Source organism: Zarconia sp. (assembly GCF_057467645.1).
The window spans coordinates 1-26,894 of sequence record NZ_JBRJXU010000009.1 but is presented as its reverse complement, the minus strand read 5'-3'; the positions used below and the strand labels follow the sequence as shown (position 1 = coordinate 26,894).

Annotated in this window: 17 protein-coding genes; 16 read left to right on the top strand and 1 reads right to left on the bottom strand. The window is 44.0% G+C overall.

Annotation, left to right across the window (positions count from 1 at the left end; all coding sequences use genetic code 11):
* The first annotated feature begins 130 nt into the window (after positions 1–130).
* From AC2215_RS01585 to AC2215_RS01570, 4 genes are read left to right on the top strand one after another with little or no spacing between them, the layout of a single operon-like run.
* On the top strand, positions 131–1,294 hold the full coding sequence (locus AC2215_RS01585) for an ATP-grasp domain-containing protein (protein ID WP_486808197.1): 1,164 nt from the start codon (positions 131–133) through the stop codon (positions 1,292–1,294).
* Between the two features lie 54 nt (positions 1,295–1,348).
* A complete protein-coding gene (locus AC2215_RS01580) occupies positions 1,349–2,260 on the top strand; it encodes a succinate--CoA ligase subunit alpha (RefSeq protein ID WP_486808196.1) in 912 nt (303 codons plus the stop codon).
* Between the two features lie 7 nt (positions 2,261–2,267).
* Positions 2,268–3,941, top strand: a complete 1,674-nt coding sequence (locus AC2215_RS01575) for a glycosyltransferase family 4 protein (protein WP_486808195.1) — start codon at positions 2,268–2,270, stop codon at positions 3,939–3,941.
* A gap of 43 nt (positions 3,942–3,984) precedes the next feature.
* On the top strand, positions 3,985–4,578 hold the full coding sequence (locus AC2215_RS01570) for a PAP/fibrillin family protein (protein ID WP_486808194.1): 594 nt from the start codon (positions 3,985–3,987) through the stop codon (positions 4,576–4,578).
* 270 nt (positions 4,579–4,848) lie between these two features.
* Here AC2215_RS01570 and AC2215_RS01565 read toward each other — a convergent pair whose 3' ends face one another.
* On the bottom strand, positions 4,849–5,250 hold the full coding sequence (locus tag AC2215_RS01565; RefSeq protein ID WP_486808193.1) for a hypothetical protein: 402 nt from the start codon (positions 5,248–5,250) through the stop codon (positions 4,849–4,851).
* 353 nt (positions 5,251–5,603) lie between these two features.
* Between AC2215_RS01565 and rsfS the strand changes: the two genes are divergently transcribed.
* The 12 genes from rsfS to AC2215_RS01505 form a co-directional block, all read left to right on the top strand.
* The gene (rsfS, locus tag AC2215_RS01560) at positions 5,604–6,050 is read left to right on the top strand and encodes a ribosome silencing factor (RefSeq protein ID WP_486808192.1); all 447 of its coding nucleotides are present in this window, start codon (positions 5,604–5,606) and stop codon (positions 6,048–6,050) included.
* 341 nt (positions 6,051–6,391) lie between these two features.
* Positions 6,392–6,916 (top strand): CGLD27 family protein, encoded by a 525-nt coding sequence (locus AC2215_RS01555; protein WP_486808191.1) that lies wholly within the window; start codon positions 6,392–6,394, stop codon positions 6,914–6,916.
* A 44-nt stretch (positions 6,917–6,960) separates the two neighbouring features.
* Positions 6,961–8,025 carry an ADP-ribosylglycohydrolase family protein gene (locus tag AC2215_RS01550; protein WP_486808190.1) on the top strand — a complete coding sequence of 355 codons (1,065 nt, stop codon included), beginning with the start codon at positions 6,961–6,963 and terminating at the stop codon, positions 8,023–8,025.
* Positions 8,026–9,344: 1,319 nt separating this feature from the next.
* Positions 9,345–11,981 (top strand): tetratricopeptide repeat protein, encoded by a 2,637-nt coding sequence (locus tag AC2215_RS01545; RefSeq protein ID WP_486808189.1) that lies wholly within the window; start codon positions 9,345–9,347, stop codon positions 11,979–11,981.
* A 72-nt stretch (positions 11,982–12,053) separates the two neighbouring features.
* The gene (locus AC2215_RS01540; RefSeq protein WP_486808188.1) at positions 12,054–15,305 is read left to right on the top strand and encodes a glycosyltransferase family 2 protein; all 3,252 of its coding nucleotides are present in this window, start codon (positions 12,054–12,056) and stop codon (positions 15,303–15,305) included.
* Between the two features lie 19 nt (positions 15,306–15,324).
* Entirely contained in the window at positions 15,325–16,575 is a 1,251-nt protein-coding gene (locus tag AC2215_RS01535; RefSeq protein WP_486808187.1) for a sulfotransferase domain-containing protein, read from the top strand.
* Between the two features lie 116 nt (positions 16,576–16,691).
* On the top strand, positions 16,692–18,119 hold the full coding sequence (locus tag AC2215_RS01530) for a tetratricopeptide repeat-containing sulfotransferase family protein (protein WP_486808186.1): 1,428 nt from the start codon (positions 16,692–16,694) through the stop codon (positions 18,117–18,119).
* 79 nt (positions 18,120–18,198) lie between these two features.
* Positions 18,199–19,446: a sulfotransferase domain-containing protein gene (locus tag AC2215_RS01525; protein ID WP_486808249.1), complete on the top strand. Its 1,248-nt coding sequence runs from the start codon at positions 18,199–18,201 to the stop codon at positions 19,444–19,446.
* Between the two features lie 61 nt (positions 19,447–19,507).
* Complete coding sequence (locus AC2215_RS01520) at positions 19,508–20,440, top strand: DUF6473 family protein (RefSeq protein ID WP_486808185.1); 933 nt, start codon at positions 19,508–19,510, stop codon at positions 20,438–20,440.
* A 48-nt stretch (positions 20,441–20,488) separates the two neighbouring features.
* Positions 20,489–22,069, top strand: a complete 1,581-nt coding sequence (locus tag AC2215_RS01515; protein ID WP_486808184.1) for a tetratricopeptide repeat-containing sulfotransferase family protein — start codon at positions 20,489–20,491, stop codon at positions 22,067–22,069.
* Between the two features lie 983 nt (positions 22,070–23,052).
* Positions 23,053–25,317, top strand: coding sequence for a CRTAC1 family protein (locus AC2215_RS01510; protein ID WP_486808183.1), 2,265 nt, complete (start codon positions 23,053–23,055; stop codon positions 25,315–25,317).
* A 152-nt stretch (positions 25,318–25,469) separates the two neighbouring features.
* Positions 25,470–26,894 (top strand): FG-GAP repeat domain-containing protein (locus AC2215_RS01505; RefSeq protein ID WP_486808182.1); only part of this gene is annotated, 1,425 nt, incomplete at its 3' end.

Below are 26,894 nucleotides of genomic sequence, written 5' to 3'. Positions count from 1 at the left end.
TCAAAACCCGAGGTCAATCCTCGCGATCGGCTATATCAGAAAAAATACCTAAAATGTAGCCTTTACCTCTTTGTGGGGAGACCGTTCGGGCTATGGTGGAGAATGTTCGGCATTCGACAATGGGTGATTGATGGATTTGCTCGAGTATCAAGCTAAAGAACTTTTCGAGGAAGTGGGTCTTCCCGTACTGCCCTCGCAAAAAATTAGCGATCCCCAAGATTTGAAGGAATTAAAAATTCCTTATCCCGTCGTTCTCAAATCTCAGGTGCGGGCGGGAGAACGCAAGCAAGCGGGAGGCATTCGATTTGCGAGCAACACCATCGATGCAGTCGCCGCAGCTCGCTCGATTTTACACTGCTCGATTCAGGGAGAATATCCCACAATCGTTTTGACTGAAGCCCAGTACGAGCGCGATCGGGAATTTTATTTGGCCGTCGTCCTCGATCGTAACGCCCGTCGCCCCGTATTGCTCGGTTCCACCCAAGGCGGCAGTCGCGCCGATTTGACCCCGGAATCGATTCAACAAGTGCACGTGCGGCATAAGTTTTCCCCTTTCTACGCCAGACACCTCGCCATCAAAATGGAACTGACTGGGGAAACGATGGCATCGGTGAGTACCGTTGTCGAAAAAATGTATGGCTTGTTTTCCCGGTACGATTTAGACCTGGTGGAAATCAACCCCCTGGGGATTCGAGCCAATGGTGAAGTGATGGCCCTCGACGGTAAAGTCTCCGTCAACGAGCGAGCATTGGGGCGTCACCCCAATTTAGCCCAAAAACTCAGCGATCGCAGCCAGCTTACAGAGCATTCTCCAACCTCCGAAGACGCGGGAGAAGACCCCAGAGAGTTAGAAACCATCGAACGGGATGGAAATATCGCCATTGTCTCCAACGGCACGGGGCTAACTCTAGCAACCCTCGATACCCTCTATCAAGCCGGAGGCCGCCCAGCGAGCATTCTCAATATCGGTGGAGATGCCGCCACCCGCACGACTCCCGAAATGTTGTGCGATCGCTTAGAACGCGGTCTAGAACGAGCCAGCCAAAACCCGAAGATTGAGGCAATTTTGGTAAATTTACTCGGGAATGCCATTTCTCCGGTGCGCCTGCGGGACATCATTTCAACCTACATCGCGCGCCAATCTTCCAGAAATCGCTTACCCCATCTGGTGGTCCGGGCCGTCGGTAACAGCATCGAAGAAGTCACCACCGGTAATATCCCCCGTCACGTTTCTTTCGCACGGACTTTAGACGATGCTGTTTTGCGAGCGGTGTCCGTTCTCGCCCGAGTCTAGAACGATAGTCTCGCAAAATTTTAGATTCTCAAGATTTTCCCTTCTCTCTCCCCGATGAGCTTTACCCCCAAAACCACTGTTTTAGTGCAAGGAATTGCCGAACCTCTCGGTTCGACCAATGCCGCATTGATGAAAGATTACGGCACTCGCGTTGTCGCAGGGGTGAGTCCCGGCTTGGGCGGGCAAACGCTGCACGATATTCCCGTTTTTGATTTGGTGGAACAAGCACGGCAACAGGTCGGACCGATCGATATCGCCACAATTTGCGTTCATCCTTATCGCGCCCTCGATGCCGCCCTCGAAGCGATTACTGCGGGGATTCGCCAACTGATTATCCTCACGGAAGGGATGCCTCCCCTGGATATGGTGCGGCTGCTGCGTAAAGCCGAATATACCGAAACCTTTGTCGTCGGGCCGAGTTGTCCGGGGATTATCGTACCGGGAAAAGTGCTGCTGGGAACTCATCCCAAGGAATTTTATACCCCCGGTTCCGTGGGATTGCTCGGTCGCAGCGGAACGCTAACCTACGAAATTGCCCTCACCCTGACTCAAGCGGGTTTGGGTCAGTCTATTGGGGTGGGGATTGGCAGCGATGCGATCGTGGGATCGTCTTTTCTCCAATGGCTGCAAATGTTGGATGAGGATGAGAGTACCGATGCGATCGTTTTAGTGGGGGAAACGGGGGGTGAAGGGGAAGAAGCCGCCGCGGAGTATATTCGAGAAGCGATCGATAAGCCGGTCGTGGTCTACGTTGCCGGTCGCTACGCCCCCAAACACCGCCTCTTCGGCCATACGGAAACCCTCCTGGCATCCCGTCCGAACGGTCAGTTCCCAAGTACGAGTGCCGTTTCGGGCATGGGGACGGCACAACGTAAAGTGGAAGCGTTCGTTCAAGCGAAAGTGCCGGTGGCCGATCGTCCGTCGGACATCCCTCGGTTGGTGAAAAAAGCGTTGAGTCGTAAGTGATAAGTGAATGGGGGCGACCGCAGCAATTTACTACAGCCAGGATGGTTACGATACCGGAGGAGCAAGACTTCTGGGGCGGCAAGCGGCGGGAGAGGGGTTCCTCAAGGGGTTGGTGCGGTATGGAACGGCGGAGTGCTTGTATTGCTATTGTGGCAGCGAAGGGGAGTTTCGGGAATTTGGAGATCGGGTTGGGCCTTGGATGCGCCACCCTCGCCGGATGCAATGGTTACCCATCGGCGAAATCGAGGCTTTGAACGCAGCGGGAACCCTGTACGTCCCCAGTCCGACGCTGGGAAATCTGGCATGGCAGCGCAGTTACTTCGATCGGCGATCGTACAGCTTGTGCGGTATCACACACACCACGGCGAGTCAGGGGGTGATGCAGGCGATCGGGGATTTGCTCGTTGCGCCTTTTGAACCGTGGGATGCAATAATTTGTACCTCCCAGGCGGCAAAGGCGGGGGTGGAGTCACTGCTGGCAAGCTGGGGGGATTATTTAGCCGGGCGAACGGGGGGGAAACCGAAAATAGAGGTGCAGTTACCGGTGATTCCTTTGGGTGTGGATGGCGATCGCTTTCTCCCAGCGGAGGCGGCAAAACCGGTTGGCGATCGCTTGCGGCAGCAGTTGGGGATTGCCCCAGAGGATATCGTCGTTCTTTTTGTCGGCCGCCTGATCGCCCACGCCAAAGCCCATCCCGTCCCCACCTATCTGGCCCTGGAACGGGCAGCCCAAGCCACCTCAAAACGGTTGCATCTGATTCAGGCGGGTTGGTTCGAGTTGCCCGAACACGAACATGAATTTAAAAAGAGTGCGGCGGTGTTTTGCCCGTCGGCGAACGTGATTTTTCTCGACGGACGACAACCGGACATTCGCGATCGCATTTGGTACGCGGCCGATATCTTCCTCTCCCTGGCCGATAACATTCAGGAAACCTTCGGGTTAACGCCGATTGAGGCGATGGCTGCCGGATTGCCGGTTATCGTCTCGGATTGGAACGGGTATCGAGAGTCGGTGCGCGATGGCATTGATGGCTTGAGAATTCCCACGCTGTTGCCCCCGGCTGGTAGCGGTTCGGACATCGCCCGCCACTATTTTGAAGAGCGCATCAACTACAGTACTTATATCGGGGATGTGGCGAGTTTGACGGCGATCGATGTGGAGGCTTGCGCGACAGCGTTGGTGCGGTTGATTGCTGACGGGGAACTGCGGCGCAAAATGGGTGAAAATGGACGGCAACGGGTGAGAGAAACCTACGATTGGTCGGTGGCGATCTCAGCCTACGAGGCGTTGTGGGAGGAATTGGCGATGCTGCGAGGGAGTGCGCCGCTTTCGGTATATCCGACTCAGAAGGGTTTTCCCCATCCCCTCGGAGACGATCCGTTTCGCACTTTCGCCCATTATTCCAGTCAAACCCTGGCCGATACGACAGTGGTGAGTTTGGGTTCGATGGCGACGGTGGAGGGGGTGAAAGCGGTGATGGGGTTCGGGTTCGATCTCACGGGGTTTGAGTTGAGAATGCCCCCGGAAACCCTCGGTCAATTGTTGGCCCAAGTGAGGACTCGGGGAAGGGCGACGATCGAGGAATTGAAACAGTGCTTTTCCCAGACATCCCCCGATCGACTTTATCGTACTATCGTTTATTTACTAAAATTCGATATCTTAAAAGTAGTCGATCGATAATATTTTTTTCAAACCATTTAAAATCATCAACGAGGAATCAATAATGCTCGTTAAAGGCGATCTGCTTCGGGAAATAGCTGACAAAAATATCGGTAATTCGGCCACATCAATGGAAAAACAGGCGATCGCGAGTTTAGTGACGCGCCTGGAAGAATGCAATCCCAATCCTAAACCTCTCGAAGCCCCCCACTTACTCGATGGTAATTGGCGATTGCTCTACACCACGAGTCGAGAACTTTTAGGACTCAATAATATTCCCCTGGCAAACCTGGGAAATATTTATCAGTGCGTGCGGGTGAAAGATGCTAAAATATACAATATTGCGGAGCTTTCAGGGCTACCGTCTTTAGCGGCAATTTTTAGTGTCAGCGCCCGGTTCGAGCCACAAAACGAGCGGCGAGTCGATGTTAAATTCAATCGCATCGTTTCGGGTTTTCAAAGTCTTCTAGGTTACCGATCTCCGAGTCAGTTTATCGAGCGCATCGAGTCGGGAAAAAACTTTCGATTTCAAGCGATCGATTTTTCGATTCCCGATGGCAACCAGCAGGGATGGCTCGATATTACCTATCTTGATGAGGATTTGCGCGTCGGGCGGGGAAATCAAGGGAGTATCTTTGTCTTAGACAAAGCGAGCTAGTACTCTGCCAACCCAACTTTGCCTGGTTAGATCGTATGCAGTTGATTTTTCGCTCGCTAAAGTCCCGACTATAAACTAGGCAAACTTTCCTTGGTGGAGTACTCGTGCCGCTACGGGTCATGAAAAATGCAAAATACTTAATATCCCTTGAATCGGTTGATAGCCGATCGTTGATTTCTACCGTTCTGCACTAATTTGAGTCGGCATTCTGTTGTTGAAGATCGATAGGCTGGCAACAAACCCTCGAGTATTACTTATTTTAATTTGGGTTTAATTCGGGTTGGGGTTGGGATTAGATTGAGAATTCGGTTGAGGATTGGGTTGGGGATTTGCCATGCCGGGATTTTCGTAAAAAATGTAGCTAGTTGAATAATCGCTAAACTCGAAATAAACTCGTTTTTCTCCTGCATCCACTTGATAATTGAGATTGCGATCTAAATGTCCGTAGCCGTATCGATAAGGACGGGGAGTTCCGCGATCGCTCGTTCCGTAGGCAGTAGAAAGCTTATCAATTTTAATAAATCGATTGACGAGCTTATCTCCGGCGTAAATGTCTAAAACACCATCGGTTCCCGTCCAGTTTTGAATTTGTCGACCCACTTTATTTTGAGCCTCTTGAGTACATCCGACGATGGCAACCACAAATAATATCGCAAAAATCGTTTTTTTCATCGACTCAACTTCTCAATTTAATCTTTTCTTGTCAGCATTCAATAAAACGTTAGGTTAGCACTCTATCTACTCTTTTGGTTTTAAAGTATCATTCGATCGGGAAAAATCGAAAACCGAGTTCAACGCTTTCGATTGGCGCTGTTTCCAAGCTGCCGAGCGATCGTCGTCCTAGATTCTGAGGTACGGAGAATTGTAAAGATTGTCTGCACTCTCAGCTTGAATTTGCTAGCATATATTGAAAAAATAGTAACAGTGTAAATGCCCGAAAGACGTGGCGTTTTTGCAAGCACGGGTCGCTATCTCTTGAGAAACAGCGCAATTTTGCAACATGAAAGTCGAGTTTTGAGAATTTAATGACAAATTCTTCGATCGTTCAATCTTCTTCTGACTCAAACACAAACTCAAATACAAAGCATCAGGGTGTCATCGAACCGAGTAGCCGAGACTTAGCCATGGCGATTGCCAGTGCGGCGGACGATCGCAAAGCGGAAGATATCGTCATCTTGAACGTAGAAGGGGTTTCCTATCTGGCGGACTACTTCACCATTGTCACCGGCTTCTCTAAAGCCCAAGTGCGGGCAATTTCCGAATCCATTCGCGATCGCCTCGAAACGGAGTTCGAGCGCGAGTGTCCCCGCACCGAAGGACAATCGGAGGGAACCTGGATACTGCTTGACTACGGGGATGTCATCGCCCATGTTATGATGCCCGAAGAACGAGAATTCTACAATTTAGAAGCGTTTTGGGGACATGCCGAACGGTTGATCTATCCCGAATCTGCTTCAGAAAATCAAGATTAACTGACCCAGCCAGAACCCTCCGCGACGCTTCGCCCCGCGCTCTACTCGGGACGGAGGTAAGCAATCTCCGATTGTGCCGTCGTGGAGAGTGAGGGTTTCGTGGGAATGGCAGGTCGGGTATAATACTCAAGGTCGGCAAAACCAACAAGTGCTAACCGCCGCCTGTCAACTGAAACAAAGTCAATTAAAGATCCGGTGCGGAGGGGCATCCCGTGTCGTTACTAAAGCTTACCGAGTAACCGAAGCAAAAGCTGGTGTTGGTAAGAAGCCAGCGCTGTACTTTTGGGTCAGCGTCTGGAGTATGTCACTCCAAGCACTATTCGGGAAACGGGAAATCGATCGTGGAACCCAAGCTCAATAAAACCTACACCCAAATCTGTCCGGTTCCCACGGAACAGCAGCCGATCGTCGAGTATCAAACCCTCAGCGAATCCTGTCTGTTCCGTTCCTGTACGGGGGAATTGCGCCGCTACCTGAAGATGCTGGCTTGGTTTTGGGTGCCGAGTTGGTTGTTTGTCGGTCCCGTGGTAGCGGCGAGTTTCTCCCCCGAAAAGTTTCCCGTCCGGTTTGTCCTCGGTGGTTCTGCCGGGGCGAGTTTTGTCGTGTTGTTGCTGGTGGTTCGGTTGTATTTGGGATGGAAGTACGTGAGCGATCGCCTCTCGGATACCACCGTAGTTTATGAAGAATCCGGCTGGTACGACGGTCAGCGATGGACGAAAACTCCGGAAATTCTCACCCGCGATCGCCTGGTGGTTTCCTACGAAATTCAACCCATTCTCAACCGCTTGCAACGCACGTTTTACTGGCTGGGTGGCGCGTACCTGGCTGGAGGAGTCGTTTGGGGTGTTTTGGCAGTTTCGGGTTAAGTCTTCGCTGACCAGTAGTAGGATGTGTCTGAGGACTGCTTTGAGTGGGTGAAGATCGCCTGAGTTCGATCGTGGGTTGCCTGCTGGGAATGGCTATCGGCGATGCCTTGGGACTCCCCGTAGAAGGGTTATCGCGCCGTCGGCAACATCGGATTTATCCTCACGCGCTCGATCGCTACCACTTTTTATTGGGTAAAGGTATGGTTTCCGACGACACGGAACATGCCTGTATGGTGGCGCAATCTTTAATTGTTTCTGGGGGAGACGAAAAGCAATTTTCCCATCTGTTGGGATGGCGGCTGCGATGGTGGTTGCTGGGATTCCCTGCCGGTGTGGGATTGGCGACATTGCGCTCTATCGTCAAACTCTGGCTGGGGTTTCCCAGTTCTCGCAGTGGGGTATTTTCTGCCGGGAACGGTGCGGCGATGCGAAGTGCGATTCTCGGGGTTTGCTACGGAGATGATGCCGAGAAACTGCGGGCTTTGGTACGAATTTCGACCCGCATCACCCATACCGATCCGAAAGCGGAATACGGGGCACTAGCCGTGGCGATTGCCGCTCATACCGCCCGAACTGAGGCGATCGTTACGCCACAAGTTTATCGGAAAAACCTGGCTGCCGTTCTCGATCCAGAAGCGATAGAGTTTTGGCGTCTTATCGATCGAGTTATCGACAGTACCAACGATGGTTCTATTGAATCTCTCGCTGCTGATTTGGGCTGTTCGGGTGGGGTTAGTGGTTATGTTTATCGTACCGTGCCGATGGTTTTGCGGGTGTGGTTCGAATATCCCGATCGCTATCGAGAGGCAATTACCCAAATTATCCGCTTGGGTGGCGACACCGATACTACTGCGGCAATTTTAGGGGCGATCGTTGGCGCGCGGGTGGGCAAATCGGGAATTCCCCAACGGTGGCAGGATGACTTGTGGGAATGGCCCAGATCGATCGCCTGGATGGAACGGTTGGGGGAACGATTAGCGCAAAGCATCGACACCGGCCGATCGCAACCGGCGTTATCGTTACCGATTCTTGGCGTGTTGGCACGAAATCTCGTGTTTGCGATCGTGGTGATTCTCCATGGATTTCGCCGACTATTACCACCGTATTAGAGAGTGTCGTCACAAGATTTTAGCCCACAGAGCAATGCATCGGATATAGACGGCAGCGAGGATGGAGGAGGAGTTATAGCTATAGCCAGGAGTATTAGGACATTGGTGAAGGTGAGCTGGGGGAGCGGGGGAAGCAGGCGTTGCTGGGGGAGAAAGATGCTCGTGTAAATTCAGACTGTCCTAACAGTTATGGCTACAGCTATAGCGGTTCGTTTAGCAATGCCACACCATCGCTGGAGGTGAAGAAATAAATGCATTTTCAAGTAGACGTCGTAGCTTGTAAAGCTAAAGCTATCGCTCGTATTGACGCTTTTGCTTACGGTTCTTTTTGCCAGGAATAACAACTTCCATCTCTTGCTTAGTCGCCTGTTCGACGATGGCATCAGTCTCATAAGCGCGGTCAGCGAATATGTCTTGTGCATTGATGCCCTTGACTAATGCCAGGGCTTGTGTATATTCTTATAAAGAATATTGACTAATACTCAGGAAAACTCTAACAAGCATACTGCAGGCATCTACTGTCAGATTTCCCCTTGTGCTTCGTACTTGGTGTTGCGACTTGTGAGTTAATTGCCACCTTTAGCTCCTGCCCCATGGAGATAAACCTGAATATGACTTGCATCAATCGTGAGTCACTCATAATCGGGTTCTTCGATGAGAAGCTCCAGTAGTTTTTCCCAGACTCCCTTGTGTCACCAGCGACAAAAGCGTCGTTGTATATTTTTAGACCTCCAAATTCTATCATCCGGTAGTAAATCTCTCCACAGTGCTCCTGTAGCCAATATCCAGAAGACGGCGCTCCCGAAATTATCGACGCTCGCGAGCGACTCTGCTCCAGATTCCCTTACCTCTAGGTAAATGCGGCTCAAAAAAAATCATACCCGATCGGATATATCGTGTCTTCGATGCGCTTCCATATTCTTCTACTTATCACAGAGGCAATAATCGCCTATTGTCTATCTCGTGACGATACTATCTAGGGAAAATTAAAAGTCGTACTCTACCGCATTAGTTTTGAGAGAAAATCTAATTTTGAAAGTATTGATTCGCAAATATTCTAGAGATTAACAACCCATCAGAATGAGTGTGTTTGGGTAGCTCATCTTCGTCTGGGGGTTTTGTCAATTTGTCTAGCTGAATAGTTATATGAATTATAGCGGTTTTCATTATGGTAGAACCCAGTTTGGTCGCTGGGGTAGTCACGGGGACACCTCCCCGGCAGTTTATTCACATATTCTCGACTAATTCTTCGCGGAGTCAATGTTTTTGCAAACAGCTAGAGTTCCAGACGTAATTTAAAAATTTAAAATCAGCTAGCGATGACCCAGACAAGCAACTCTACCCAAGAATATCTGAACCAGGGGGCAAGCCTTTTACTTGAGAATAAATATGAGGAAGCAGAAAAAGTATATCGGCTAGCTATCGAACTTCAACCCGATCATCCTTGGGTTAATTGTAATTTAGGGCGATCGCTTTTGTATCAAGGGAAAGTCGAAGAGGCAATTCCTTATTTACAAAAAACTATTGAATTAGATAACAATATAGCAGAGGCTTATTATAGCTTAGGGAATACTTTTGCCCAGAAAAATGAGTTCGATCGAGCAGTTAATGCTTATTATAAAGCAATTGAGTTAGAACCAAATAAATTTATCTATTACCATCAACTAGCGGACACTTTATTCCTTCATAAAAAATACCAGGAATCTGTGAGTTTCTATCGCAAAGCCATAGAATTTAATTTTGAGTATGCCTGGTCTTATCATAATTTAGGAAAGGCATTATCGGAGCTAGGAAGATGGGAAGAGGCAATCGCAGTTTATCAGAAAGCCACTGAGTTATGGCCAGAGAATGCAGATTTTCATTATGGTTTGGGTCAGGCTCAGGTTAAGCTGGGACATGCGGAAGGAGGAATTACAGAATACCGCCGTGCGATTGAGTTACGTCCTCAATCTATTGTTACTGCTGAGTCTCAAATAAAATCCCAGAACCCAAGTGGTAAGCTAAAACAATTTTCACAGTTAACTCAGAAACGCATTTTAGTCATTAGCCGACGTGCCGATCGAATTTTTTCTAGTCAATCCAACACAGAAGTTCAGCAGTACTTTAAACGAAAAAGCTATCATATAGAATTTTGTGGTGATATCACAGAAATTGATGCTTTTAGTTTTGACGCGATTTTATTATTGGTTCATCTTTATGATGAAAAATTGATTATCAAAAGCTTGCGAAAACAGGGTTATTCTGGATTAATTATAGGTTGGTTTTGGGATAATCATCATGATTATTATGAAAATCTTAAAATAATTGACTGGGTCGATGTTTGTATTCCTGGACATGGGTTTGCTAAGGATTTACTTAAGAGTTCCCGGAGTATTCTCGATGAGGTTTCAGTTCCATTGTGTACAACCCAGTGGACAGTTGAACAGGCCCAGCATTGGTTTTCGATTTATGGAGAGCAGGAACGATCTAATCAACTCTATGGAGGCTTCACTCGCTATGATTTCTCAGAGCGGCGAAATCGTTTAATCGAGCAAATTCAGCAGGAGATTCCAGATCATCGGATACTCTTGTTCGATCAGGCGAATCAGGAAGTTTATTTTGGACTGAATTTGGAGGATCGCTTCAAGCAGTGGTGCGGTTATAAGGTTTCCTTGTGTTTGCCGTTGAATCGGGATCTATCGCAACGGTTTTTTGATGCACTGCTGTGTGGACAAGTGCCCATTGTACCGAGCAATGTGATGGATTTAGATCGGGTATTCCCGTCCGATCTTCAAACTTCCTTGCCTGTAGTGAGGATAGATGACGATAGTGTAGAGAGTATTCGAGATGCCTATGGCAAGGCATTAAAATTATTTGAGATAGGTGGGATTGAAGGGGCTAGAAAGCGACATCAATTTGCGATCGAACGCCACATGCTGGTTCATCGACTCCAGCAAATCATTAGTAATGTAGAGCATTTAGCGGTTGGTGCAGACAATATTTCTCCTACCCCTCAGATTGAAGACCAAGGCATAACAGCAGATGAGTACATTCAGAAAGGTCTTGAAGCTGCGCAGAATGGGGATTTTGACCAGACGATCGTGTCATATATTGAAGCGATCGACATAAAATCAGCACAAAAGATTGAGATTTATCATTTCCTCACGAATAAGCTGAAAGAAATAGAAGATTTTGAGCGTGCTATCCAATTTTGTCAGCTCGGTTTAAATCATTATTCAGAGGATGTTCAACTCTCTCGGACTCTTGCTTCTTGTTTCGCCAAAGTCGGAGAGTATGAAAAGGCTGAGAAAATTTTTCAGTCAATTGTCGAACGACACGAAGAGCCATGGATCATTAGAGAGCTAGTGGAAGCTCAGAAGAATCAAGAAAAACTAGATGAAGCCCTGAGCAATATTAGATATGCAAATAATTTACTCCCTGACAACTGTTGGTTAAGATGGGATTTAGCTCAGCTCCTGAATCTGAAAGGCAAAAAGCAAGAAGCTGTGCGCGAACTGAAACAACTAATTCATGCAGAGGATGCGCCCAATTGGATCCGGGTTCAATTTTTGACAATGCTCGGGGATTTACTGCAGGAAGAAGATCGAGCACAAGCCAGTTGGTGCTATCATCGTGCATTTCAACTCGATCGCAATAACATTAAGCTCAAAGAGAAAGCTCTTCAAGCTTTGCACCATCTTGCAGATGACTATGCGGGCTTTTGCTTCAGGTATCATCTGTGGGAAGAATCTGAGAAAATATATCAGATCGTGAGTCTACTTGACCCGAATGATGCAGAAGCCCGATTTAGATTGGGGAATGTTTTAGAAAAGCTCGGAAAGAGAACAGAAGCAATCAAAGAATACGAGACCTGTGTCGAATTAGAACCGAATAACCCAACATACCTTGAAAAATTGGGGGATATATTTTCTAGTCAAGGGGGTTGCCCATCATTTGAAGAGCTTTCTTTCCCATAAAAGTTGTTTCGCGAAGAATCGTTTTGCTGCTGCGTTGGGCTTCTTATTGTCTAGATTTGAGGAGAAAGGATCGTGTATTTCGTGACTGGGCAGGAAAAGGCACTACTCCAAGATAAAGTCATACAAAGCCTACCTCAATGTACACAAGAGAAGGTCGCTATCTTGGTGGCCAGTGAATTTGAAGGAATTTTTAAGAACGGAGGGATTGGAACGTATTATCGAACCCTAAGTCAAAAGTTGGCTCAGGACGGTTGGAAAATTATTCTAATTCTTTTTAATGAAGAGGCAATTTTTGAGGGTGATTCCCATGTCCCTCATATCAGTAGTATCATTTCGGCAAATGCCTTAAATCGATTGCTCTCTACAACTGATTTGCATGAGTCGATTCTGGCACAGTTTGCCGATTGGGATTGGATTGGTCGAGAAGGTTACTGGATCTTATTTTTTTTAGAATCCCTCTGCCAGTATTTTAGTGAAAAAACACATCTCTATATTGAGTTTCAGGATTTCTGGGGAATTGGCTACCCAACAATAGAAGCTAAGGAAAGTGGTTTACTCAAAAGTAATACCGTAATTGCAACAACAATTCACGGTCCTCACGATTGGATTTTTGATGTAAATAATCGATTTACATTTGATGACGTTAATTCTTGGAAGTGGTTTTTTGATGTCAGCCAGAGGGAAAGACTATCTTTTGAAAAAGCCGATCTTTCGATCCATCTATCAAATTTTTTAAAGACAAGAGTATCCGGATATGGTTGGTCTGTAGAAGAAGCCATTCATTTGCCCTATTGTTTCCCAGTCATTGAGCAGGATTATCCTAAAAGTCATGACCCAGATGTTGATGCCCTCAACAGTAGAATTGGCGATCGAATCCCGGTTGTTTTCTTTGGTCGATTAGAGGAAAGAAAAGGGTTTTTAGTATTTGTTGATGCCCTGAAAAAGTTGAAACAAGAACTGCTGAGTAAGATATATGTCATATTCCTGGGTAAAGTCGTTTCTCTATCTCAACACGAGATCAAACAGTATAACAGTCAGACCTATTTAGACCGATCTTTTCCTGGGGTGCTTTCCTATGATATTTTCCCGGACCTATTTTCTCAACAGGCTTTAAACTTTGTTCGCAATTTACACAATCCAATTGTCTGTTTGACGAGTATCGAGGAAAACTTTCCGAATACTGGACTTGAAATTGGTCAACTTGGGGTTTCTCTTGTTGCTTCTGCTACAGGAGGATTTCAAGAAACGATTGGTCTGGTCAAGCGTCAAGAGTGTCTGAGGTGGTTTAAGCCAGGAAATGCCTACTCCCTCAAGTCTGAGTTAGAAGATGCAATTGCTAGCTATCCCGAGCAACCTTTAGTTGCCAACGTTAACGCACTCGTTGAAGTCAATTCTGAATTACTGGCTCGGCGATTTGCTTTGATGACAGAAGCATTTGCAAATTCGCAGAATTCTTTTTCTGTAGGATCGGATGCTTCACTGACAATTCATTGTCATTTATCCCAGATTTCTTCTGAACACCATAACCTGTTCCTGAATAGCCTCAAGCGTATCTGTGATGGACAATTTAAGGTCATTCTAACCTATCAATTCGATGATAATCGCTACTACGAATACCTCAAAAGCATATACCCTGAGTTGAAATTTATTCAAGTGTCTGCAAACTTGTCTCTCGGTGATATCGTGAATACAGTTGTCAATCAACGTCCCTCTCGATATTTTCTGAACCTACCGACGGTAGATTGCATTTTGCTCGAAGGATTTGCTGAATCTTTCCAGAAGGCAGTGGCTCGTTCGGATGCTGATGTCATTACATTTCCAGTTATCCTCTCTCAATCCCAACCAATGAGAGTAGAGTCTCCCCCCAACTCATTGCTAGAGATTGTCACCTCGGAAAAAGTGGCGGAAGTTATTGCTGCGTTCAAAACGGATTTTATCCTACAGTCTCCCTATCAGGATAGTCTCAAACTACAGGCACACAATCTTCATCAGTTATGCAAGGCCATGGCAATGGGTCAGGATATTGTGAACTATCCTTATCCCCTGCTCACAACTCATCAAAGTTTAACTTTAGACGGTGAACCCATTGAATTTTTACAGCAAATTAACTCCATTTATAAAACTTTTGCGAGTGTTAGCCCTCAGTCTTGGCAAGGGCGACAACTGACGCAAGTCTTAAGCGGGTGTGAAAAATTATCCCACCTGAGCATCTATACCCAGCAAGTTGAGGCCGCTCGTCAAATAGATGAGGGTGAGAATGCTTTTTTAGATCGAGCGATAGAACAGTATCAGAAGGTTTTGCAACATCATCCTGACAATACGAATGTAAAACAGAAGCTGGGACGAATTTTTGTCAAGCGGGGAGATTGCGATCGTGGGTTTGAACGATATGACCTCAAGCGAGTCGATCGCAAACCGATTGAGCTTGAACCGAATGAGGTTCCCTGCTTCATGGTCGTGAGGAATGAACGATTGCGCTTGCCTTACTTGCTTGATTTCTATCGGAGTAAGGGGATCCGAAAATTCTTTGTTGCTGAGAATAACTCAGAAGATGGCACACCAGAATTTTTGGCAGAACAACCGGATGTTTATGTCTGGACAACAAATCGTTCCTACAAGGAAGCCCACATGGGAATCGATTGGAATGAGATCTTGCTCAAAAAATATGGTAATGGACATTGGTGCTTGAATATCGATGCAGATGAAGTTCTTTACTATCCTGGGTTCGAATCTTTTGATATCCCAGAACTGTGTCATCGTTTAGAGGCTCATGAAAAATATGCACTTCCAGTGGTTCTTCTGGATATGTATTCCGAGCAACCTGTGAGGGACAGTTTTTATCAGCAGGGAGACAACTTCCTGAATGTATGTCCTTACTTCGATCGAACTTTTTATCATTACACGGAGAAGAATTCTGGGCCTTGTGGCAATATGACCTACTTTCGAGGGGGACTCAGGCAACGCATTTTCAATCCAAATCCTCAGGATCTGGTTTTTACAGTCAATAAAGTTCCTCTATTTCGATACGACAAAGATGTTGTCATCTATGCAGGGCATCATTGGACAAATATTGCCAAGAAGTATATTCCACAAGCGAGAGGTGCATTACTTCACTTTAAGTATCTTCATAGTTTTGCAGAATATGTTGAACGGGAAGTGCAACGAGATGAGCATGTAGGAGGGGCTTTTGAATACAAGAAATATCAGACCAAGCTTCAGGAAGATTGGGATCTAACATTATTTAATGCTAACGAATCTGTAAAGCTCAATTCAAGTGAAGATCTCTTGAAACATCAAGTTATGCAGATCGGAGAGATCTTATAGATTGCAATAGGGTAATATCATGAGTGTGAAATATGATTCGAAAAATATGAGCAGCCCCTCCAAGCCGTCAGATGACAGTCCATCTTCAAAGATGGCTAAAGCTAAAAACCTGATTAGAGACGGAAAGCTTGATGAGGCTTATGGAATTTTAATGACGCTGAGAGCCAAAAAATGGGTCAAGCGTGAAGCCTACCAGCAGTTAATCAATGTTTGTGCATTCCAGGGCTATATTGATGAATTTGTGGAACTTTATACTGAAGCGATTCGTGCAGGTTTGGGCGGGAAAGTATATCTAAATCAGTTTTACTACAACGGAATCAGGAAAGTCAGTGATACAGAAACGATACAGCGGTTAATTGATTTCTTTCGTCAGACGATCGATGGTAACGAATCTGAAGTCGATAAGTTTACTTATCTTTGCTTAAGCGATCTCTATGTCAGGAGTGGTGAGATCGAAAGATCTATCTCAATTAATCAAGAATGTCTCTATCGATCTGTTATTAAAAGTGAAAAGCTACGATCGCTTCATCAGTCTAATGCTGAAAATAAAACCCTTAGAGCGCCTGATTTTATCATTATCGGAACCCTAAAATCAGGAACAACTTCTCTATACGATTACTTAGTGAAACATCCTCGGTTAATTCCATCCCTTGTCAAGGAGGTTCGGTTCTTCTCGTCTCACTTCGATCGAGGTCGTGATTGGTATTTTTCTAATTTTCCAGATACTATTCCTCCTGGTTTCCGAACCGGAGAAGCCACTCCAGGTTACTTTTCTTCAATTCATGCTCCAGAAAGATTATATTCTACGACACCGAATGCAAAGCTAATTCTTTGCCTACGCGATCCAGTGGACAGAGCTTTATCTCATTATTTTATGGCAGTTCGAGAGGGGCGAGAGGTTGAAAACTTGACGCATCTGATTGAGAGAGTTGAAAATATTGTCAACCACTCGGACTCACTAGGAGATAAAGAGTTAAGCCGAATACCAGATGCATTCTCTGATAGTTTTTATTATCGACATTTACAGAAATGGCTAAATAAATTTAGCATTAATCAAATTATGATTGTCAAGAGTGAAGATTTGTTTGAGTCACCGCAAGTGGTGCTCGATAGAATTTGTGATTTTCTAGAAGTCGATCGTTTTAGTTTTAATGATTTGAAGATCGTCAATGAAGGAAATTATGAAGCTGTTATTCCAGAAATTAGACAAAAAATTGAGAATTTGTACAGGTCTGATTTTAATAAATTGAGACAATATATTAGCAATTAAAATTTTTTTTATTGCGTGAGTTTCAACTGAGTCATTATAGAACAGAAAATCTATGTCAATATTAAATTAGTTTTAAAATAAGAAAATTTTAATTTCCTATTTCATCCGTATCAAACATGAATCATCAATTTCTTATAGTGAAAGCAGAAGCTCTATACAAAGCTGGAGAGCTAGAAGAAGCTGCAACTCTTTACTCAAGTGCTATAGCTTCTAATCCTAGATCGTATCAGCTTCATATTGGCTTAGGAAAAGTTTTATTGAAAAAAGGTAAGCTCAAAGAAGCGATATCAGAATACAAGCAAGCAATCGACTTGAACTCCGACGATCCATCTCTTCATTACGAGATCGCAAAAATTTTGGTGAATACAGGTCAACACGAAAATGCTGAACATCACTATAGGCAAGCAATTCATTTGGATAATAGTTGTTTCATCTACTATAAGGAGCTGGGTGAATTTTTAACCCGAAGCCGGCGATGGAATGAAGCTGTAGATATGTTTGTAGCAGCTCTGAAGGTCAAGAAGAATCGGCAAGACAGGTTGAACTTTGGATCTTTTCTATTTCAGAACTTCACTAAAGACCAAGCATCAGAGTTAGCAAAATATTTCTATCAAATAATTGAGATAGATCCAGAATGTTACTCAGCGTACAAAATTCTCAGTAAACTGCTCGCAAGTTCAGGGAAAATAGAAGCATCAGTTGACTACTGTCAGAAAGGATACTACGGTCAACTCTATCACTATCACCGAAAAAGTAAGTTTCTTCAAAAGTATCCCTATGAAGTGGGAAAACCTTGGAATGGAAATACAAGCTATGGACCAAATTTTATTATCATCGGTCCTTGGAAGTGTGCTACGAGTTCCCTATATCGATATATTGCTCAACATCCCGATGTTGTCCCTGCATATGTTAAGGAAATACACTTTTTTAATCAAAATTTTGACTATGGTATCGACTGGTATCTAGCTCACTTTCCGCCTATTCCAAAAGGGGAAGTTTTCATCTCGGGTGAAGCGACTCCTAGTTATTTAAGTAATAGAGAGGCTCCTAGCCGTGTCTTTCAGTCATTTCCAAACGCTAAATTAATTACAATTCTCAGAAATCCAGTAGATAGAACGATTTCTCACTATAATATGGCTCTTAGATATAATTTAGTTAAAGGAAATATACTTGATTACACTCAACCGATTATCGATCGAATTAATTTAGGACTTTTAGAGGGTAAAGATATTAGCTCTATGGATACAGGCATTCTTGGAGGAAGCTTGTATGTCTCTCATATTAAGCGGTGGCTTAAATTTTTCCCAAAGACTCAGCTTCTCGTTCTCAAAATGGAGGATCTATCTTTCGATATAGAAAAGTTGATGGATTCTGTTTTTACTTTTCTTAACCTGCCAAATTTCCAGGAAGGAAAATATGAAACAGTGAATCAAGGAGCCTACGATCCGGCGGAGAATGAAGTCAGAGAACTTTTATCTAGTTTTTTTAAGCCTTTCAACCAAGAGCTAGAGGATTTTCTCGATCTTAAATTTAATTGGGATTAGTATTTTTTATAGTTAAGTTAATGCACTAGGTGATAGCTTTAGAAGTCGTGAATTAATTAAAATTAATAATGTGGATATCATGCTTAAGCAGATGGAATTAAATAACCTTCTTCAGAAAGGAGATTGCTTTACAAGAGTTGGTCAGTTGAAACGTGCAAGCAGGTGTTATTTCTTACATGCAGCTCGATCTCAACCGAATCGTGAAAGCTTGAATAAGCTGGCTAAGAGTCTAGTCAAACAAGGAAGAATCTTAGAAAGTATAGATGCTTATTTTATGATAGCTGCAAAATATCCTGTCGCCTTAGATAATAGTATCTATTTTCTTCGGGAAGAAGTTGTGTCTTTCCTGAAAGAGAATCTAAGTTTGAGAGACTATATTGTCAAGAGTTTAGAAAGAATTTACACCCTGAGTGAGAGTGCAAATTGTTTACATACTCTAAGTTTGATTCACTTGCATATCGATCGGGATTTAGATAAGGCCATTAATCTTAATTCTAGAGCGTCTCGCGAGCGTTCAAGATCTTTAAAAAAAATCCGCTGGGAAAATCCAGAGAAATATACCCTCTCTAGCGATCGTTTACCTGATTTTATGGTTCTTGGTGCTCCCAAATGTGGGACAACAGCTTTATATGGCTACTTAGTCAAACATCCTCAGATTTTACCACCCCTAACAAAGGAGCCACAGTTCTTTTCTAAAAATGATATTTATGAACGAGGATTGGGATATTATAAGTCTTTTTTTCCTAGCTTTAATGACTGCACACACTTGACCTTTGAAGCATCGGTCGCATATCTATCGAGTCCGATTGTTCCGATGAGAATCAAGAAAGCTACTCCGAATATAAAATTGGTTTTTATTCTCAGAAATCCCGCTGAAAGGGCAATATCTGATTATTATATGAAACTGAGAATTGGACAAGAAAAAAGAAACTTAGTAGATGCTATTATTCCTGAAATTAAATTTTATGAAAAATCTAAAAAACTAGATATAAAGCTAGATAAAAATCTATCAGTTGAGGGTCGTCATCGATATGTTTTTAAAGGAATTTATTATTATCATATTCAACAATATATGCAATTATTTGACGCGAAAAATATTTTATTTCTCAATGCTAGCGATTTAAAACGGAATCCTCAGGAGGTTATGGACGGTATTTTAGGTTTTCTGAATCTAGATAGCTTTTCGGTGAACCCAATGACTCGTAACGTCGGTAAATACTCGAAAGAAGGGAGTGATTATGAGCTTGTATATGAAAAATTAACTAGTTTTTATCGAGATTATAACGAGAAGTTACGTCAGACGATCGGCATTAGTTTTGGTGAATAAAATCACGATTAAAGTTAAGCTTTATTAGAACTTAATCTTTACTAAACAGAGGAATATTGACATGTCTTTAGAATATCAAAATACAGATAAAAAACTAATAGACTATAATCTTTTTGAATTCGAGAATCTACATCTTAGAGGTCCGAAGCCAAAGCTAGAAAAGGGCAGTTATTTTACCTGTATTGGATCGGCACACACCTTTGGTCGATACGTTGAGAAACCCTACCCTACTCTTCTGGCTGAAAAATTAGGGATTGAGGTTTTGAATATTGGTGTAGGAGGGATTGGACCTCATTTTTTTAAGAAACCATCTTTATTAGAGTTGATTAATAATTCTAGATTCGTTGTAGTGCAAACTCTTTCTGGAAGATCGACTTCAAATACAGCTTTTGATTCTAAAAGAGGAGTGGGGTTAACAGTCAAAATTGAGGAACTTTCTTTTCAATCCACTGAAGATAAAAGTTCTATTCTGTCCAGGAAGGAAAATCTCGATTTTTTACAGAGTACCCCTGAGGAAAGCCTCCAAATTCCTGTAGGTGTTCGCCTACATGCAACTAAAGCATACGAATCCCTGTTGAAGGGACGCGATAAGGTCTTTTGTGATGCAATCCGACAAGAGACTAAGCTGAGATATACTTTGGCCATGATTCAGCTGCTAAGTCAGATCGAGGTGCCTAAGTGTTTACTTTATTTTTCAGTTAGAGAACCTTCATCTCTGTCTAATCGCTATAAAAGCTGGAAAGATTACCTTGGCGAGTTTCCTCAGTTTATCGATCGAGAGGTCATGAAGAATATCAAGCTGTATTCAGATCGGTACGTCGAATGTGTCTCAACTCGTGGCTTCCCACACGAACTGCCAATACCCCTTACGGTATCTAGTCCATCTGGACGGTCTAGGGATATAAAATTTGATAATTATTATCCAAGTCCTGAGATGCATGAAGATGCTTTCCTTGCATTATTGAAGGTTATTCAGAATTCAAATTTTATCTAGCTCGACTGCATCGGTTGGAGATAGAAAATTTAGATGGAAAGGAAAGTAATGATGAAACAGTCTGAGGCAGAGAGTCTGGAGAAGTTTGAGGTTTACCTGAATCAAGGCAAGCAATATCTAGAAAAACGACAACTAGATAAAGCGGCAGGGCAATTTTCCATGGCTCTTCGTCTCAAGCCTGATTCGATCGCTGCCTTGAAACAAATGGCAGAGACCTATATTCTTGAGGAAAAAATTGGTAAAGCAATTTTACTGTGGACTAGATTAATAGAACTCAAGCCTAATGCTGGAAATTTATACTTTAGATTAGCCAAGCTTTATCTCCAGGTCGATAATATCGATCTGGCCTTTGCTGCGCTTCAAAAAGTAATAGATTGTCAGCATGAGATACCGCCTCAATTTCGTAAAAGGATGAAGGATCTGGCAATACAAGAAGCCGATCGATTGATGAAGCAGAATCGGTATCCTGAGGCTGAATCCTATTATCGTTTGGCACTTGAAATGAAGCCCGAGAATTATGAAGCGCATCTCGGTCTAGGCGATGCTTTAAGACACATGAACCGGATTGAGGAGGCTATGGAGTATTACCTCGCATCAGTCCGAATTAAACCCAAGTTTGTAGGTGCTTTTACAAGATTTGCTGTTTTGATTCGGCAAGGTCAGTTGTCATCAGCAAATTTACGTCGGATTACTGAACTTAGATTGAATGAGGTGTATGAGAGTCAGAATCCAGAAAAAATATATTCAGTCTTCAGTCAAGCACTCTCCCAGCATGGGAACGTTTCAGAGAGTATCGCATACAACAAAAAGGCGACCTACCAGTTGAATTTAAGCTCTAAGCCTGAGTTTGTGAAGAATTATTGGGATGAGTCAGCTCCAAGAAAGCCTAACTTTATTGTGATTGGCTTTATGAAATGTGGGACGACTTCCCTGTTTGACTATATCAGTCAGCATCCCCGCGTCTTACGAGCTTTTGAGAAAGAAATTGAGTTTTTCAACCGTGACGATCTATACAAGTTGGGTGTGGAGTGGTATCGATCGAACTTTCCGCCGATTCCCAGTCAGTCCGGTTATCTATCAGGTGAAGCGACTCCAAATTATATCACCTGTGGAGCAAAAGCTGCCCAGAAAGTTCAGAGTCTGTTTCCCGATCTTAAATTCATTGTTGCTCTGAGAAACCCCGTTCAGCGAGCAATCTCTCACTATTACTTTTCGTTAAAGCGAGGTGCTAAGCACCAAAGTTTTGAGAAAAAAATTGATGAAGATATCAACAAATTGAATGAGAAGCTTCAGCAAGTTAATGGGTTTAACAATATAAATCGCTTATGGGGAATTGTTTTGTCGGGTTTATATGTTTATTTCCTAGAGCAATGGATGAATATTTTTCCGAAAGAACAATTCTTAATATTGAAAACTGAAGACTTGGCGGAGAATACGTCAGATACGATGAGTCGAGTTTTCAACTTTTTAGGTTTGCCAGCCTACGAACAAATCCAGTATCCTCAAAAAAATAAAGGTTCTTATTCAAGCAATATTAATGAGGAAATATTAATGCGGTTGCAAGAATTTTATCGTCCTCACAATCAAAGATTAGAAGAGCTTATGGGATGTAAATTTGATTGGGAGTAGGAGGTAGATACGCTTGAGTTTTGGGTTTCACTCGAGTATCGATCGTGAGTTAGCTGCGCGGATGGTCTCTGTGGTCACGACTCTACGCACCCAAGGACGTTCAATTCTCGATTTTCTGATTCCGGCTCTGCGCTCTGAATCTCCTTCTCTTTTTCCTCGACTTCCTGAATAGTTACAGTGAAGTCTTAGCGACTGTACTCGGTATTAATACCAGCTTTATCGGTGTTGAAGATTTTATCCAACAAGAGAGTGAGCCAAAACTCCCCGCGTTCAAATGCGGGGGATTGTCAATTTAATAAATTAATCAAACTGTATCTGCATCAAATCCTTGAAAGATGGGTACTTTGAAGATCGAGCAAGCGATATATGAAGATCTTGTCAAGTTATAGAGAAGATCTTGTTCAAGTCATAGACAATGGTATATCTTCGATTACAGTCTAAGACCAAAATTCAAAAACCCTTGATGCCTAAAGGTTTTGACTGAAATAGCCACTATCTCTTTCTGAATCTGGCTTTCAACTATTTTTCAAGACATCCAGTGTTTTGTGCGATCGTCAGAAAGTTGATGTGCCTGCGGCTAATTCGCTGTAGAGATTGCCATCTTGTTGGTGCAAGTTAAGTCGCGATCGCAAGCTATTTCATGGGTCAATCCTGTTAGGCGTTTGAATCGGCTAGGTTCGTGGGGTGATACCTAGCCTGTAGCATTTCTTAAATTTATCGTTTTTTTCAATCAGCGCGATCGTCATCTGGTTGACTGACAAAAGTCGATCGGTGAATTGCTAAAACTCTCTTTGGGTCGGGTTTTGAGTCTCTATGTTTCGCTCGGGTTCTAGCTGAGTGTTTCTGGAGTCAAGGAGAGTCTGCAATGGCGAGCGTCGCTTGCCTACCCGTTAAACAGGGATTCTGGACGTTTGGTTGACTGACAAAACGTCAAAAAAAATCGCTATATAGTGATTAAGCTAAATTAACGAGAGAGTATGAGTATGATACGTTTTACAGAAGTTACAGATACAGCTGGCGTTGCCCACATGGGACTAAGCTACGGTGTTGCTTGGGGTGATTTAAATGGCGATGCATATCCCGATATTTGGGTAGATAATCATTTCTCTACAGATCCCAATCTATTTCTTAATCAAGGTGACGGTACATTTACAGAAGTAACTGACGAAGTTTTAATATCAGTGCCGGCGCTTGATAGACACGGTTCGGCATGGGCTGATTTTGATAACGACGGAGATCAAGATTTAGTCGAATTATCTGGGGGACAAAGCGGTGGTGGAGAGGGAGCCAACGAACTGTATGTCAATGTTGATGGAATACTAGAAGGTCTAGGTGAAGAACTCGGAATTGATTACCCTATTGCCCGCTCGCGGGATCTTCTCTGGCTGGATTTTAATCAAGATGGTTTGCTCGATTTGTTTGTAGGAGCGAAAGCACGTCCTGATGGTCAAGCACCACCGACTCTTTTTCTGCAAACTGATGACAACACATTTGAGGATATTCGTGACACGACCAGTTTAGACATTAACAATAGAATTGCTTCTGGTATACTGGCTGACGTTTCTGGAGACGGTAATTTAGATGCAGTTCTGACTGGTGCTGGACAACTGCAGATTTACGATCTAAGTGAAGGTGTTTTTGAAGATATCACAGAAGACCTCACTCAGGATATGTCATCTCCTAATCTACGGGCAGAAGATGTCGCTACTGGTGATTTTAATGGCGATGGGCTAATCGATCTATATTTAACTAGAACAGGCATATCTTCAGAAGTCGTCCCATTTGATGATGATACGATTAAAGCCAGATTTAATACTAAAGGAGAAGAAAATGGATTTCAATTTGATACAACTGGAGATGTTACATTCACCTTGAGACCACATATTTCCCCTCCTCTTGAAGATACTGCATCTAAGATCTATATTGGATCGCAAGGTTTGAATCCTGATGATTTTGGTTTTCCTTCACCTGTAGGGGATAATATTTTAGAGTTTACTTTATCTCCAGACGATCCCAATGTCGAGGGAATGTTTTCCCACACTCCAGTCGAAGATCAAGGTATTTATATTGGCTATAATTCTAATTTGCAGCAATGGGATGTAGTGGTATCAACTCTAGATAAAATTTCTTTTAGGGGTATTATTGATAGCACCGAATCCATTTCTAATATAACTGCTAATGGCTTTGAAGCCGACCCCGAACCAACAAGCGATCGATTGTTAATCAATACAGGAGAAGGATTTGTAGATCGTACTAACGTATCAGGTATTGATGGCCGTTCCATTGCGGGTAGTAGTGTTATCAGTGCTGACCTTGACAATGATATGGATCTAGATCTCTACATCGTTGCGACTGGTGTTGCTCAAAATCGATCCAATATTCTCTATGAAAACCAAGGTGACGGAACTTTTATTGAGGTTGAGGCTGCTGGTGGAGCAGAAGGTAATAATTTAGGAGTTGGGGATACAGTCACTGTTGCAGATTACGATCTTGACGGTTTCCTCGATCTTTTTGTCACGAATGGTTACGGACCTCCAGAGTTAGCTTTTGATGGAACTAACCAGCTTTTTCGCAATCAAGGTAATGACAATCATTGGTTACAAATCGATCTTCAAGGAACCGTCTCTAATCGAGATGGTATTGGAGCGCAGGTTTTTGTTACCGCCGGAGGTGTGACCCAATTGCGCGAACAAGCTGGTGGAATACATGCAAAAGTACAAGATCACCAGCGGCTTCATTTTGGACTGGCCGACAACACGAAGGTACAGGAAACTACCATTAACTGGCCCAGTGGTCGAGTGCAGACGGTCGAGAATCTGCCTGCGGATCAACTGTTTCAAATCATCGAAATTGGCGGGGATACAAAAGATAAAATTACTGGTAGCAGCCGCAACGAAGTCATCTCTGGAGGAGGAGGAGGAGATGTCCTCAATGGTTATGGCGGAAAAGATTACCTCAATGGTAATGATGGGTCAGATTGGATAACTGGGGGTCGAGGACGAGATGTTCTCACGGGTGGAGAAGGTAATGATGTTTTTGTGTTACAAACCGGCAAAGGTACAGACCAAATTACTGACTTCCAAGATGGTCAAGACGTCTTTAAACTCAGATCGGGGCTGACATTTGAACAGCTGAGTATCGCACAAGTCAACAGCAACACCCAGATTCGCGTGGCTGACACGAGTGAAGTATTAGCGACTGTACTCGGTATCGATACCAGCTTTATCGGTGTTGAAGATTTTATCTAACAAGAGAGTGAGCCAAAACCCCCGCGTTTAAACGCGGGGGAGTGTCAATTTAATAAATCAATCACACTGTATCTACATCAAATCCTTGAAAGGTGGGTACTTTGAAGAGCGATCTATGAAGATCTTGTCAAGTCACTGGGAGTAATCAAATTATGGGTACAGTTCTTTTCGAGGAAATATCTGCTTCAGAATCAGGGATCTTGAGCCAGGGTCTAAGTCACGCAGCTGCTTGGGGTGACGTTAATGGTGACAGCTATCCTGACCTTTGGGTGAATGGTCATTTGGGTGACAGTGCCCTGTATCTGAACGATGGGGATGGAACGTTTACCAATGCCACTGCCGAAATCTTTGCCGAACCGCCTAGCGGAGACGCCCACGGAACAGCGTGGGCTGACTTTGATAATGATGGAGACCAAGATCTAGTCCAACTTATCGGTGGAGCGCGGGGTGTTGGCGATCTTTTTTTTCCTCACCGATTCTATGTTAATGAGGGCGGAATATTAGAAGACCAAGCAAGTGCGCGGGGAATTGATTATCCTCCAGCTCGTGGTCTTAGCCCGCTCTGGTTTGATTTTAACAATGATGGCTTGCTCGATATAGCTGTGGGCGCAGTTGCCAGGCAGGATGAGATCGAGGCCCCACCGAAAATCTTTCAGCAGAATGCTGATGGCACTTTTGTGGATGTGTCTGAGACTGTTGGTTTTGACCATGATGATGCCCTATTTTTCTTTCTATCGGATCTATCTGGAGATGGCAATTTAGATTTGGTTGCTAGAACGACTCCTTTTACCATTTATGACACGACTTCAATTCCGTTTAGGGATATTACCTCAGAGGTCTTACCCAATGCGACTCGCAAGGAGGTAGCAACCGCTGATTTTAATGGCGATCTGCGCCCCGATCTTTACATCTCAAACAGCTCTGATGGCAGAAATGATGTTTATGTTCATGAAAATGACCCCGCTCGGCTAACCGCAAAACTCCGAGCAGTAGAGGATGAGAAGGGTTTCCAATTTAATACTGACGCAGAGGTCACTTTCAATCTATTCGATGGCGGTATCAAATTTGCCATTCCTCTTGACAAAATCTATATCGGGGCAGAGGGTCTAAATCCCACGGACTTTACATTTACCTTGTCACCTGACAATCCTGAAGTCGAGGGGATCTTGCCTCACACTCCAGGAGTCGATCGAGGAATTTACATTGGCTACGATCCGAGTCTGCAACGTTGGCAGTTCCTGTTGTCGAGTACGAACGAAATTATCCCAGAAGAGAACGTCATCAACCAAGAGCTGATGGCTGTATCCATCCAGAGCAGCGCAACGATTTCAGAGTTAACAGCAATTGGTTTTCAAGCGCCTCCTCCAAACGTAAACGACCAACTGTGGATGAGCACGCCTCAAGGATACGTCAATCAAGGTAATGCAGCGGGAATCAATAGTATTCCGATCGAAGAAGGCCATCCAATCGTAGGGGATTTCGATAACGATATGGATCAGGATATCTACATCGTGACATCCCGTTCCGTGCTAAACACCCCCAATGTTCTCTATGAAAATCAGGGAGATGGAACCTTT